This is a genomic window from Micromonospora sp. CA-263727, from assembly GCF_050942455.1.
Taxonomy (GTDB): domain Bacteria; phylum Actinomycetota; class Actinomycetes; order Mycobacteriales; family Micromonosporaceae; genus Micromonospora.
Genome location: NZ_CP192031.1, coordinates 1,259,991 through 1,273,251, shown reverse-complemented (window position 1 = coordinate 1,273,251; position 13,261 = coordinate 1,259,991). Strand labels below are relative to the sequence as shown.

The following is a 13,261-nucleotide window of genomic DNA, read 5'->3' as shown; positions in this document are numbered from 1 at the left end:
CCAGTTCCGTATGCTCGCCGCGTGACGTTCGAACTGCAGCGTTCGGCGGATAGCTGTCGCCTCATCATCCGCGCCCGGCGGATGGCGGACTGGGTCGGCGAAGAGAAACCGGTAACGCCGAAGGGAGTGTTGCGGCCGGTTGATGTCGCTGTCGTAGGTGCCGCTCTGGGGGTGAAGGTTCCGGCCCGGGTTCGTACCGCTGCGGATGTCGAGGTTGTTCACTGGCCCTGGGTAGCGGCTGAGGCAATCGGGTGGCTGCATGTTTCAGGGAACCGGGCGGTCGCGGCTGCCGCGACGGACGATGACCCGGTGGAGCGCTGGTGGACGGCGGTTCGGGCGGTGCTGCAGGCCGAGTCGCACGACGGCCGAGGCCGCGGAGCGCCAGTCTTGATGCGGATGCTGCTGACGGCTATGACTGCCGAGCCGGCGCCTGGCTTCGACGTTTCTGAGGCTGTTCACCAGTTGCTCCACTACTCCGACATCGGTGATGCGAGCGCGGTCTACTCGGCTTTTCGGCGGAGTGTCATGCCGGTGGATGCCGGACTCGAACTGCTCGCCGAGGCCGGTGCGGTGGACGACGGCGGACGTCCGACCGAGTTGGGTCGGTGGATGTGGAAGCGTTTGGTCGAGGAGTGGCCGCCGCCGCTGTCTCCCGATGTGTCTGCCGCTCAAGTGCTCGAACGGCTGGCCACCTTGCCTGACGACGAGGTGTGGGAGCAAGCAGAGCCATGGCTGGCCGGGCGTGAGACGGGCGAAGCGGCCGCCGAGTTGCTCGACGCGGCGGCTACGGCTCCGCCGGCACAGCGGATCGTGGCAGTCGACGTGGTGGCCGGCCTGGGAGATGCGGCCTTGCCCGCGTGGCAGAAAGCCGCGGAGGTGTCGACGCTGGCGTCGCATGCCCGGCTCGTGCTTGCCGAATTCGACGATGACGGCGACGACGATGAACCGCCGGAGCCCGCCGCGGCCGACCTGCGGTGGCTCGCTGTGGAGTTCGCTGCTGCGGCGCTGGCTGTCGACGGCCCGAACGAGGCATACCTTGTCCTTCGCGAGCGCGACGGCCTCGATGCCTGGAGCAACAGCGGGCATCCGGACGAACCGACCCTGCGAGATGGCTTGGCCGAACTCATCGCAGCGGGCGGGCCGCCGATCCCGACGTATCAGTTGAAGATCTCTCTTACTCGGATCCGGCCGCCGGTCTGGCGACGCGTTCGGCTCCCAGCCGCCGTGACCTTGGACGAGCTGCACCGACTGATTCAGATCGTCTTCGACTGGGACGACGATCATTTGCACGTATTCACGGTGGCCGGGCGACGCTATGCCGATCCGTTCTTCGGCCTTATTGGAACCGCGGACGAGTCCCGGGCGCGGCTGGGGAAGCTGGCGCCGAGTGTCGGAGCCGAGCTGACGTACGTCTACGACCTTGGTGATGAATGGGAGCACCGCATCGTGGTCGAGCGGATCATCGAGGTAGATGAGCCGGAGACCTCGGCATCCTGCGTCGGCGGCCAGGGCGATGCGCCTGAGGAGGACTGGTTCCCTGGCTGCGACAGACATGCAACACCGTTCGATCTCGTCGCGATCAATCAGCAGTTGTCCGGAGCTGCAGCGGGATGAACGAGTCGGTGCTGTGCTGATCGTGCGCGCGACCAAGGAGCTGCCCCAGCGTCTCGGCTCAGCCTCGCAAGGTAGCGACGAGCCGTCCACCACCCTGCTCGGTGACCGGTGCCCGACCATTCTCCCCTGGCGGCCGCGTCAGCTGGTTCTCCTGTTCAACGAGCAGACGCTGCTGCCAGTGCTGATGCCGCTGGCGGCGGCCGTTAGCGCGTCATCCCGGGTCGGCCCAAAAATCGCCGCAGCCTTGGCCGCTCCTCAAGCTCCTGTCCCTCTCGTCGACGGGGAATTGAGCCAGATGCGTGACTGCTGGTTTGCTGCGACCGCCAACCGCAGAGGCGTCGGCCTCATGACGGATTTCTCCTTCCTTGCGGACGTCTACCGGCGTAGCGATCCCGACCTCAGCCTGCTGGAGCTGGCCAAGAGACTGGCCGCGACGCCCCTGCAGCCCGCTCTATCGTCACCACGCCAGCCCGGACAGAGAGCCTCAGGCGTTCCTGCGGGCGGCATGACCATCCAGCGGGATCGAAGCTGGCTGGTCGGTGTCGAGCCGGGCGGAGCCGACCCCACCGTTGGGAGTCTCGGAGTCATGCCTGTATGGGAGCATGGCAGATGTGTGAACGGTAGCCTTCGGGATGCTTCTGCGGTAGCGTTTCAGCATGCTGCCATATCAGCTGCGGTCCGTCGATCAAGAGCTGGATGAGCTGCTCGGCGGTTTGCCTGCCATCAGTCTCGAGGGGCCGAAGGGCGTCGGGAAGACCGCGACGGCCCAGCGTCGCGCCGCCACCGTCTTCGCCATGGACGACGCGACACAGCGGGAGCTGCTCACCGCCGATCCGCAGCGCCTCGACCGAGCCCTGGCGCCGGTCCTCATCGACGAGTGGCAGCGCGAACCGGCGGTCTGGGACTTTGTGCGGCGCAGCGTCGACCGTAATCCCGCACCGGCCCGGTTCCTGTTGACCGGCAGCGCCACCCCCACGTCCGCGCCGACACATTCCGGAGCCGGGCGCATCGTCCAGCTCCGGATGCGACCGATGAGCCTCGCCGAGCGGGCCCTGGTCGAGCCGACGGTCAGTCTTCGGGAGTTGCTTACCGGACGGCGGCTGGCCGTGAGCGGAGGCACCGCGCTGAGCCTGGTCGACTACGCCGAGGAGATCGTGCGCTCCGGATTCCCCGCCATCCGTCAACTGCCGCCGCGCGCTCGCAGGGCACAGCTCGACGGCTACCTGAACCGTATCGCCGAACGAGACTTCCCCGAGCAAGGCCATCTGGTACGCCGCCCCGACACCCTGCGCGGGTGGCTGGCCGCGTACGCCGCCGCGACGGCAACCACCAGTTCCTACAACGCCATCCTGGACGCGGCCACCCCGGGCGAGACCAACAAGCCCGCCAAGACGACAACGACCGTGTACCGCGACGTGCTGTCGCAACTGTGGCTGCTCGATCCCGTGCCCGGCTGGCTGCCCAGCCGCAGCGCCTTCAGCAGACTTGGCGCCGCACCGAAACACCACCTCGCCGACCCGGCCCTCGCCGCCCGACTCCTCGGTGTGGACGCACCCGCTCTGCTCGACGATTCAGCACCGGACACGCCCGTCCGCCGGCCCGGTCCCCTGCTGGGCGCCTTGTTCGAGTCGCTGGTGACGCTCAGCGTGCGGGTCTACGCGCAGGCAGCTGAAGCCACGGTTCATCACCTACGTACCTGGGACAGTCGGCACGAGGTGGATCTCATCATCCAGCGCGCCGATCAACGGATCGTGGCGCTCGAGGTCAAGCTGTCTCCGTCGGTGAGCGATGACGACGTCCGTCACCTCACCTGGCTGCGTGGACAACTCGGCGACGATCTACTCGATGCGGCGGTCATCACCACCGGTTCTGAGGCGTACCGCCGCGCTGACGGAATCGCGGTGATCCCGCTCTGCTTGCTCGAACCCTGACAACCGGCGCATGCATGCAGCGATTCAGCGGCGACGTCGACCTTGACGCGGCCGGCGCGCTCGCCGAGGGCCACCGGCGACTGGCCCTCGACGAGCCCCGCAACGCCCAGATCGCCGACGACGTCGCCGCGGCCCTGACCCGCGGCCGCAACCGTCTCGTCCTGGCCCGACGGATCGCCCAGGTCGAGGCACTCACCGCTCTGCTCGCCGCGACTCGCATCACGGCCCGCTACCCCGCCGCGCACCAACCGGGTACGCCAGCACACCGGCGCTCCCGCATCTGACGACACAGGCCGACACCCGGGTACCACACTGTTCTGCGCCCACAATCCGCCCTGGCAACACTCGGACAACACACGCAGTCGAAAGATCCCTGTTCAGAGGCCGGTTCTGACGAGATCTCAACACCGATCTGCGAAGTGCAGTGTGGGGCGCTGGGTGACCACGGCTGTGACCACGAGATCACAAGAAACAGGCACCAGTCGATGACTGATGCCTGTTCACCTGCATAAACGCGAGGTGGAGCCGAGGGGACTCGAACCCCTGACCCCCACACTGCCAGTGTGGTGCGCTACCAGCTGCGCCACGGCCCCTTGCTGTCCTACCCGGTCGCCCGGGCACTGGAAGAACTATACACACGCCCTTCGGCATGGTCATCTCGCGGGGTGGCCCCGCGAGCCCGACGCGGACCGGTCAGTTCAGTGCCACGTCCGGCGGGAAGTGCGCCACCGCGGCCATCATGCCGCCCTGCCGGCGCAGCACCATCGGCCACAGGTCGTCGGGGCGCTCAACGAAGGCGTCGCCAGGCAGTGCGTCCAGCACGAACCAGGAGCCCTCCTCGATCTCCTGCTCCAGCTGCCCCGTACCCCAGCCGGCGTACCCGGCGAAGACCCGGATGCTCTCCACGCTCTCCCGCAGCCGCTGCGCGTCGACCGACAGGTCGAGGGTGCCGACCGCACCGGCGACCTGGTGGAAGCCCTTCAGCCGGCGGACCGGTTGGCGCATCCGGGCCAGGCAGATCGCCGAGTCGGGCTGCACCGGGCCGCCCTCGAACAGCACCGCAGGGTGGCGGGCCAGGTCGCCCCAGTCGCGCAGCACGTCCGCCACCGGCACCTCGGTGGCCCGGTTGAGCACCACACCGAGCGCTCCGCCAGGTTCGTGGGCGACCAGCAGCACGACCGTACGGTCGAAGTTCGGGTCCTTCAGCGCCGGCGTCGCCACCAGCAGCTTCCCGGTCATCGACTCCGTTGTCCGTCCGCCGATCGCCTGCCCCTCTCCCTGCATCCCGCGCGCCCCGTCAGCCGTGCACCGGGAGGCGGAATCGGTCACACCTCGGGACGGCACGCCCCACGAGTGCCGTCTGTGCTGTCAATGCCATGCCTGGCACCATAGCTTGCGTCCCGGGCCGTGGCTAAGGCCTGACGGCCGGGTGCTCGACAGCGGGGACCGGAGGGTCCGACGGCTCTCCCGGCGGGACCTGCGGTGATCGGCGGGTCAGGGCTTCAGCTGCCGCTGGGCGGCGCCACGGAGCGGGAGGTCGGCACGCCGCACGGGCCAACCCGTGGACGCCACCGTCGCTCTGGGTGCACCACTTAATCACTTTCCGCACCTCGGGTCGGTGGGTGGGGAATCCGGGCGCGGCCGAAAAGCCCTGTACATCCGAGTTACCCGGATAGATTCAGGGGCGATGGCAACGGTTCGCGACACCACCTACGACCTGCTCCGTGCCCTGGGCATGACCACCGTCTTCGGCAACCCCGGATCCACCGAGGAGCCGTTCCTGCACGCCTTCCCGGACGACTTCCACTACGTGCTCGCGCTTCAGGAGGCATCGGCGGTCGGCATCGCCGACGGGTACGCGCAGGCGACCGGGCGACCGGCGCACGTCAACCTGCACACCGCACCGGGCACCGGCAACGCCATGGGCAACATCGTCACCGCCTGGCACAACCGAACCCCGTTGATCATCACCGCCGGCCAGCAGACCCGAGAGATGCTGCTCCTCGAACCCCGGCTCGCCGCCCGCAATCCCACCGAGCTGCCCCAGCCGTACGTCAAGTGGGCCCACGAGCCGGTCCGGGCGCAGGACGTCCCCGCGGCGCTGATGCGGGCGTACGCCACCGCGGTCCAGCCGCCGGCCGGGCCGGTCTTCCTCTCCCTGCCGCTGGACGACTGGGCGCAGCCCGCCGACCCGCCCCCGCAGGTCCGTACGGTGGCCACCCGGTTCGCCCCCGACCCGGAGCGGCTGCGTCAGTTCGCCGGGGCGCTGGCGGCCAGCCGGTCGCCGGCGCTGGTGTTCGGTGCCGCCGTGGACCGGGCCGGCGCCTGGGAGGCCGCGGTCGCCCTGGCCGAGCGGCTGGTCGCGCCGGTCTGGTCGGCGCCCGCACCCGAACGCGGCGCATTCCCCGAGGACCATCCGCAGTTCCAGGGGGTGCTGCCCTTCGCGGCCGGCCCGCTGGCCGAGCGGCTCCGCGGACACGACACGGTGCTGGTCGTCGGCGCCCCGGTGTTCCGCTACTACCCACACGTGCCCGGCGAGACCCTGCCCGAGGGGGCCCGGCTGCTGCACGTCACCGACGATCCCGACGAGGCGGCCCGCGCCCCGGTCGGCGACAGCCTGCTCGGCGACGCCGGACTTGCCCTCGCCGCCCTGGTCGACCTGATGCCGGCGGCGGACCGTCCACCGCCACCGGCCCGGCCCCGGACCTCCCCGGCCGAGGATTCCGTCCCGCTCAGCGCCGACGCGCTCTTCGCCGCGCTGGCCCGGCACTGGCCCGAGGACGGGGTGCTGGTGCAGGAGTCACCGTCCAACCTCTCCGCGCTGCGCCGCCGGCTGCGCCTCAACCGGCCCGGGTCGTACTTCACCATGGCCAGCGGCGGGCTCGGCTACGGTTTGCCGGCGGCGGTCGGCATCGCGTTGGCGCAACGGGACACCGGCCGGCGCCGGCCGGTGATCTCGGTGATCGGGGACGGCTCGTTCCACTACTCCGTGCAGTCTCTGTGGACCGCCGCCCAGTTGCGCCTGCCGCTGGTCGTCGTGGTCCCGGTCAACCAGCAGTACGCCATCCTCAAGGCCTTCGCGGAACTCAAGCACACCCCCGGGGTACCCGGGCTGGACCTGCCCGGCATCGACATCACGGCGGTGGCCCATGGCTACGGCTGCGCCACCACCGTCGTCGACACCTCCGACCAGCTCGGTGCGGCCCTGGCCATGGCGCTGCGCGCGGACGGCCCGACGGTGCTGCCGGTCCCGATCCGCACCGACATCCCCCCGATCCTCTGAGATGCAAGGAAGGGCCCCCTGTTAACGCCTGGTGTATAGGAAGGGGCCCCTATTATTGATGGGTAACCCAAACGTCCCGTGGTCATCCGGCGGCGTAGCGGACTTCTGGTTTGCCGAACAGGCTCCGGATCCGGTCGGGCTGGTTCTGTCGCCGGCGGAGGTGGGTGCGAGCCTGCGCGGCCAGCTGCTGCTGGTTGGCGGGATTGGCTTGTGCGACATGGTGTTTGATGTCGCCGTTGAGTAGTTCTACGGGATTCAGTTCGGGGCTGTAGCCGGGCAGGTAGTGCATCTCAAGCTGGGCAACACGTTCGGCGACCCAGGTGCGGACTTCGGTACGGCGGTGGACGGGGTGTCCGTCGACGATGAGGTGGATCTTCCGGTCGAGGTGGCGGACGAGCCGGTCCAGGAACTTCAGGAACACCTCCCCGTTGAGGGTGCCCAGGTAGCAGGTGAAGTACAGCTCGCCCTTGTTGGAGATCGCGGCCATCACGTTGATCGAGAACCGTCGGCCGGTCCTGGCCACCACCGGGGTCTGCCCGACCGGCGCCCAGGTGGTGCCCACCGCGGCGGTGGAACGCAGCCCAGTCTGATCCAGCCACAACACCACACCGCCCTCGGCCTTGGCCTGCCCGGCGATCGCCGGGTAGGTCACCTCCAGCCACCGCGTGACGGCCTCGGGATCCTGCTCGTACGCCTTACGGATCGGCTTCTGCGGCGACAGCCCCCACGACCGCAGGTACTTGCCGATCGTGACCAGCGACAACCCGATATCGAACCAGTCACGGATCAACTGCCGCACCTGCGGACGGGTCCACACCAACCCCGGCAACGCCAACTGGTCCGGACACTGGTGGATCACCGCCCGCCGCACCCGCGCCTGCTGCCGCGCCGTCAACGCCTTCTGCTCACCCGGCCGCCGACCACGTCTCTTGGCGTTCAACCCCCGATTCCCCTTACGGCGGAACGCCTCCACCCACACCCACACCGTTTTCGGCCCGACCCGAAATACCCGCGCCACCTCAGCCTGCGACATCCCACCCTGCCACGCAGCCACCGCCCGCCGACGCAGATCCTCTTGCGCCTGCTGGGAAAGCCGCCTCGCATCGGTCACCGCAACACCCATACACACTCAACGATCACGGGACGTTTGGGTTACCCATCAATAACCGCCCGAGCCGGGCGACGCGGCGGCGAGCCGCAGGGGCGTTCCGTTGATCACGTCCAGGACCGGCCGGGCGCCGAGCGGTGCCTTGAGGGTCACCTCGACCGGTTCAAGGTTCAGCATGTCGTTGCAGCCGCCGGTGGCCCGGACGACCGTGCCGCCGACGATCACCACGTGGTCGTGCTCCTGCACCAACGGGGTGGTCCCGGTGTCGCAGCTGCCGATGCCGAGTCGGTAGGTCAGCGTCGCCCCGTCGACGGCCTGGATGTCCTGGGCGGTGACCAGGTCGGCCGGCACGGGTCCGGAGGGCGGGGTCGGTTCGGGTAGGGCACCGACCGCGCCGGGCGCGACCGCGACCCGGGCGATCACGGCGTTGATCTCCGGCACCGTGAACAGCCACGCGGGCACCTGCGCCTCGCCCCGGCTGGTGCGTAGCGGCGCGACGCCCAGCTCGATCTTGGTGACGGTGAGCGGGACGCAGTGGTCACCCTGCGGCCGGCCGGTCACCGAGTCGTCCGGTCCGCCCGGCACGGCCGGTGGCGGGGTGGCCGGCACGGGCGAGCCGGGGCAGGGCGGCGGATCACCCGGGGCGAGCTGCCGGTACGCCTCGGCGGCGCTGATCAGTGGCACGCGCAGTTCGCCGTCGGAGAAGCGGATCGTGCCGTCGGCGGGCGGCCGGGCGGGCGGACCGGCCTGGTTGCGGTACCAGCCGGCCAGGAAGGCCGTCTGGGTCGCCGCGGTGAACTCGGGATCGCCGACGAGCACCGTGGACTCCTGCAACGGTACGTAGCCCCGGCTCCACTCCGTACCCGGCTGCCATGCCTCGGCCACCGCGGTCGCCCGCTGGTCGAACGCCTCGTTGCTGTCGCTCGGACGGTCGGGGCCGGCTTGCCCGGTGCCCGCCGGAGCACACCCAGCCACGATCATCATCAGGGGCAGGCCCAGCAGGGCGACTGATCTGCGCATACCGGTTCGACGGCTCGCGGCCCGGTCGGGTTCCCGCCGTCCGACCGCCGGCCACCGGCAGCCCCAGCCGGGGAGTCGAGCCCACCCAGCCCGGAGGTCGAGCCAGCCCGAGGGTACGCAGACGACTGCGCGCCCCGGTCGGTGACCGGGGCGCGCAGTTCAGGTGGTGGAGGTGCCGGGAATCGAACCCGGGTCCTTCGCCGCCTTGTCAGGGCTTCTCCGAGCGCAGCTCGCTGTGCCTCTACTCGGCCCCTCCGATCACGCGAGCGAGTCGGTGTGACGGGCCCAGTCGCTGATTGATCTCGCCGCACGGACCCCGCGACCGGGTCCGGTTGGCCAGCCTTCTAGCTGATGCCGGCTAGCTGGGTCGAAGGCGCTCCCAGGCCGACAGACTTGCTACTCGCCTCAGGCGGCGAGAGCGAAGTCAGCGCGATTGTTCTTGGCGCTTATTGGTTTCCGACGAACGATTCTCGAGACGACGTCGGCTTCCTCGGCTCGCTTCCCCTGCCGCAACGTACGAAGTCGAAACCAGTCACCCCCTCGACAGGCCGCCGGATCCGACGGCTCCGACAAGCCTAACGCCTGCCGCAACCGGATTCATCCCGAGCCCGGTCAGCGACACAGCCCCGGGAGCGAACCGGATAAATCAGTCTTCCATCCCCTTACCTCGCCGCCCGACCGCCCGGGCGATCTCCCGGTCCGCGTCCCGTTTGGCGAGGTCCTGGCGCTTGTCGTACGCCTTCTTGCCCTTGGCCAGGCCGATCTCCACCTTGGCCCAGCCGTCGGAGAAGTAGACCTGCAACGGCACCAGGGTGAGCCCGCTCTCCCGGGTCTTGCCGATCAGACGGTCGATCTCCAACCGCTTGAGCAGCAGCTTGCGGGTACGCCGGGGCTCATGGTTGGTCCAGGTGCCCTGCACGTACTCCGGGATGTGCATGCCGTGCAGGTACAGCTCGCCGTCGCGCTCCTGGGCGAACGCGTCGACCAGCGACGCCCGCCCGGCCCGCAGCGACTTGACCTCGGTGCCGGTCAACGCCATACCCGCCTCGTACGTGTCGAGGATGGCGTAGTCGTGGCGGGCCTTCTTGTTGGAGGCGACGACCTTACGTCCCTTTTCCCGTGGCATCGCCGCGCCACCTCCTCTCGTTCCTGTCCCCGACCGGCCGGAGAGCGGAGATCATGCTACCCGGTGCACAAGGGCCCTCCCGCGCCGTTTATTCCGACGCGGGAGGGCCCTCGGCCAATGGCGTACCGGAAGCCAGGGCGCGTTCCATAGGAACTGGCCGGCCTGCGGTGGGCCCACCCGACGGCCCGGACTCCGCCTCGGCCCGCCCTAGACCCGCAGGTAGAAGCGGAGCGTGACCCAGGCGGTGGCCGCGCTGATCAGGCCGCCGATGCCGGCCATCACCGGGAAGGTCAGCAGCACCTCGCCCCAGCTCACCGGCGCGAACAGGCCCTGCAAGGCGCTGAGCGCGCCGTCGAACAGGAATATCTTCAACGCGATCAGGGCGCCGAGGCCCAGGATGGAGCCGATCAGACCGGCGACCACCGCCTCCAGCACGAACGGCGCCTGGATGAACCAGTTGGACGCGCCGACCAGCTTCATGACCGCGACCTCGCGCCGCTTGCTGTACGCGGCGACCTGGATGGTGTTGGCCACCAGCAGCAACGCGGCGATGGCCATCGCCGCCGCCGCGGCCAACGCGATGTTCTGCCCGGCGGTGAACAGGTTGAAGATCTTGTCGAGCACCTGGCTCTGGTCGACCACCTGGTCGACCCCCTCGACCGCGGCGTACTGGTCAGAGATGGTCTTGTACTGCTGCGGGTCGACCAGCTTGATCCGGTACGACTCGGGCAGTTGGTCCGCCTTGACCGCGCTCAGCAGGTCCGGGGAGTCCCGGAACATCTCCTGGAAACGCTTGAACGCCTCGTCCTTGTTGACGTAGGTGACTTCCGAGATCAGCGGGTCGGCTTCGAGCTGGGCGGCGAGCCCGCTCCGCTGGTCTTCGGTGACCTCGGTCTTCAGGAAGATGGAGACCTGGATGTTCTCGAAGTACAGCTGCTTCATGTCGGCGACCTTGGTGTAGATCAGGCCGCTGGCGCCGAGCATGGTCAGCGATACCGCCATCGTGATGACCATCGCGATGGTCATGGTCACGTTGCGCCACAGTCCGACCAGTACCTCGGACAGGACGTATTTCATCCGCATCGGGATTTTCCTCCGGCTCTCCGGCGTGAGGTGTTCGTCGTCAGATCTGGGTGCGGTGGGCCGGCCTCGTCACCCGTAGACGCCGCGGGCCTGGTCGCGGACGATGCGGCCGCTCTCGATCTCGATGACCCGGCGCCGCATCTGGTTCACGATGTTGGAGTCGTGCGTGACCATCACGACGGTCGTGCCGGTGCGGTTGATCCGGTCCAGCAGGCGCATGATCTCGATGGAGGTGTCCGGGTCCAGGTTTCCGGTCGGCTCGTCCGCCAGCAGGATCAGCGGACGGTTCACGAACGCCCGGGCCACCGCGACACGCTGCTGCTCACCACCGGAGAGCTCGTGCGGGTAGCGGTGCTCCTTGCCGCCGAGGCCGACCAGCTCCAGCACCTCCGGCACGACCCGGCGGGCCACCGCCTTGGTCTTGCCGATCACCTCCAGGGCGAAGGCCACGTTCTCGTACGCGGTGCGGTTGGGCAGCAGCCGGAAGTCCTGGAAGACGCAGCCGATCGACCGGCGGAAGTGCGGGCGCTTCCAGGACCGCATCGAGGTGACGTCCTTGCCGTTCACCACGACCCGCCCCTTGCTGGGGGTCACCTCGTGCAGCAGCATCTTGACGATCGTGGACTTGCCGGAGCCGGATGGACCGATGAAGAAGACGAACTCGCCCTTGTCGATCGACACGGACACGTTGTCGAGCGAAGGCCGCGACGCCTTCGGGTACGTCTTCGTCACTTGCTCAAGCTGAATCACGGGTGGTGAGTCTACGCGGTGTAACTGTCGTGCCAAGTCCTACGCCCCGCCGATGCGGGACATGTCATCGAATCAGCACGTCAGGTAGAGATCGAGGACGCACTCCGCCGCCGATCGATCACGCACGGTCGCCGGCGAGTTGCTGCTGCTTACGCCACCGGATACCCGCCTCGATGAAGGAGTCCAGCTCACCGTCGAAGACCGCGCTCGGATTGCCGGTCTCCTGCTCGGTACGCAGATCCTTCACCATCTGATAAGGGTGCAAAACGTACGACCGCATCTGGTCGCCCCAGGAGCCGGCGGCCTCGGTCTTGAGACCCTGAAGCTTCGCCTGCTCCTCCTGGCGCTTGCGCTCCAGCAGCCGGGCCTGCAACACCCGCAGCGCGGACGCCTTGTTCTGTAGCTGCGACTTCTCGTTCTGGCAGGTCACCACGATGCCGGTCGGAATGTGCGTGATCCGCACCGCCGAGTCGGTGGTGTTGACGCTCTGCCCACCCGGACCCGAGGAACGGTAGACGTCGATGCGCATCTCGTTCTCGGGAATGTCGATGTGGTCGGTCTGCTCGACCACCGGCAGCACCTCGACGCCGGCGAAGCTGGTCTGCCGCCGGCCCTGGTTGTCGAACGGGCTGATCCGCACCAGGCGGTGGGTGCCGGACTCCACGCTGAGCGTGCCGAAGGCGTACGGGACCTTGACCGTGAAGGTGGCCGACTTGAGACCCGCCTCCTCGGCGTACGAGGTCTCGTAGACCTCGGTCGGGTAGCCGTGCCGCTCGGCCCAGCGCAGGTACATCCGCAGCAGCATCTCGGCGAAGTCCGCCGCGTCCACGCCACCGGCGCCGGCCCGGATCGCCACCAGCGCCTCCCGGGAGTCGTACTCGCCGGAGAGCAGGGTGCGGACCTCCATCTCCTGGATGGCCTTGCCGAGCCCGCCGATCTCCGATTCGACCTCGGTGAGCACCCCGGAGTCGGACTCCGCCTCGGCCAGTTCCAGCAGCACGTACGCGTCGTCGAGGCGCGACCGCAGGCTACCCAGCTTGTCGATCTCGCCGTTGACGTACGACAGTTGCGAGGTCACCTGTTGGGCCCGGGCCTGGTCGTCCCAGAGATCAGGGGCGGACGCCTCCTGCTCCAGGCGGGCCTTGTCCGCGCGCAGGCGGTCGATGTCGAGCACCGCCTCGATGTTGCGCAGCGTCGCGTCGAGTTCCTTGAGCTGTTCGGCGTAGTCGGCAGGTGTCACAACAGACAAGCGTACTGCTCGGGCGAGGAGTGAGCTTGCGAGCCCCGCAGTCCGAGCCAAACCAGCCCTGCTCGGGCGAGGAGTGAACCTGCGAGCCCCGCAGTCC

General features: G+C 68.8%; 12 protein-coding genes, 1 tRNA gene and 1 other RNA gene. 5 read left to right on the top strand and 9 right to left on the bottom strand.

Translation table 11 applies throughout. The features are described 5' to 3' along the window. Positions 1-21: 21 nt before the first annotated feature. Genes ACQPYA_RS05915 through ACQPYA_RS05900 form a run of 4 tightly spaced genes read left to right on the top strand, consistent with a single transcriptional unit; the run spans position 22 to position 3,829 of the window. Complete coding sequence (locus ACQPYA_RS05915) at positions 22-1,614, top strand: plasmid pRiA4b ORF-3 family protein (RefSeq protein ID WP_433531626.1); 1,593 nt, start codon at positions 22-24, stop codon at positions 1,612-1,614. A gap of 13 nt (positions 1,615-1,627) precedes the next feature. Further along, entirely contained in the window at positions 1,628-2,314 is a 687-nt protein-coding gene (locus ACQPYA_RS05910) for a DUF6933 domain-containing protein (RefSeq protein ID WP_433531625.1), read from the top strand. Beyond that, entirely contained in the window at positions 2,271-3,545 is a 1,275-nt protein-coding gene (locus ACQPYA_RS05905) for an ATP-binding protein (protein ID WP_433531624.1), read from the top strand. Before ACQPYA_RS05910 ends, ACQPYA_RS05905 begins: the two co-directional genes overlap by 44 nt. Before the next feature lie 14 nt (positions 3,546-3,559). After that, the gene (locus tag ACQPYA_RS05900) at positions 3,560-3,829 is read left to right on the top strand and encodes a hypothetical protein (RefSeq protein WP_433531623.1); all 270 of its coding nucleotides are present in this window, start codon (positions 3,560-3,562) and stop codon (positions 3,827-3,829) included. Positions 3,830-4,065: 236 nt separating this feature from the next. On the opposite strand, the gene ACQPYA_RS05895 is transcribed toward ACQPYA_RS05900, so the two are convergent. Together ACQPYA_RS05895 and ACQPYA_RS05890 are read right to left on the bottom strand one after the other, a co-directional pair. Beyond that, positions 4,066-4,138 (bottom strand) — tRNA-Ala (locus ACQPYA_RS05895). Positions 4,139-4,238: 100 nt separating this feature from the next. Then, complete coding sequence (locus tag ACQPYA_RS05890; protein ID WP_433531622.1) at positions 4,239-4,829, bottom strand: YqgE/AlgH family protein; 591 nt, start codon at positions 4,827-4,829, stop codon at positions 4,239-4,241. Between the two features lie 403 nt (positions 4,830-5,232). Here ACQPYA_RS05890 and mdlC point away from each other — a divergent pair, with 403 nt between their 5' ends. After that, on the top strand, positions 5,233-6,828 hold the full coding sequence (gene mdlC, locus ACQPYA_RS05885) for a benzoylformate decarboxylase (protein ID WP_433531621.1): 1,596 nt from the start codon (positions 5,233-5,235) through the stop codon (positions 6,826-6,828). An 82-nt stretch (positions 6,829-6,910) separates the two neighbouring features. Here the strand turns inward: mdlC and ACQPYA_RS05880 are convergent, their stop codons facing one another. The 7 genes from ACQPYA_RS05880 to prfB all read right to left on the bottom strand — a co-directional run bounded on the left by ACQPYA_RS05880 (position 6,911) and on the right by prfB (position 13,155). After that, positions 6,911-7,861, bottom strand: coding sequence for an IS630 family transposase (locus tag ACQPYA_RS05880; protein WP_433529491.1), 951 nt, complete (start codon positions 7,859-7,861; stop codon positions 6,911-6,913). A gap of 126 nt (positions 7,862-7,987) precedes the next feature. Then, a complete protein-coding gene (locus ACQPYA_RS05875; protein ID WP_433531620.1) occupies positions 7,988-8,956 on the bottom strand; it encodes a hypothetical protein in 969 nt (322 codons plus the stop codon). Positions 8,957-9,120: 164 nt separating this feature from the next. Beyond that, positions 9,121-9,496: a transfer-messenger RNA gene (gene ssrA / locus ACQPYA_RS05870) on the bottom strand. 106 nt (positions 9,497-9,602) lie between these two features. After that, entirely contained in the window at positions 9,603-10,082 is a 480-nt protein-coding gene (smpB, locus tag ACQPYA_RS05865; protein ID WP_433531619.1) for an SsrA-binding protein SmpB, read from the bottom strand. 207 nt (positions 10,083-10,289) lie between these two features. Then, a complete protein-coding gene (ftsX, locus tag ACQPYA_RS05860) occupies positions 10,290-11,165 on the bottom strand; it encodes a permease-like cell division protein FtsX (RefSeq protein ID WP_433531618.1) in 876 nt (291 codons plus the stop codon). A 69-nt stretch (positions 11,166-11,234) separates the two neighbouring features. Then, positions 11,235-11,915 (bottom strand): cell division ATP-binding protein FtsE, encoded by a 681-nt coding sequence (gene ftsE, locus ACQPYA_RS05855; RefSeq protein ID WP_111219257.1) that lies wholly within the window; start codon positions 11,913-11,915, stop codon positions 11,235-11,237. Between the two features lie 118 nt (positions 11,916-12,033). Further along, positions 12,034-13,155, bottom strand: coding sequence for a peptide chain release factor 2 (gene prfB, locus ACQPYA_RS05850; protein ID WP_433531617.1), 1,122 nt, complete (start codon positions 13,153-13,155; stop codon positions 12,034-12,036). Positions 13,156-13,261: the final 106 nt, after the last annotated feature.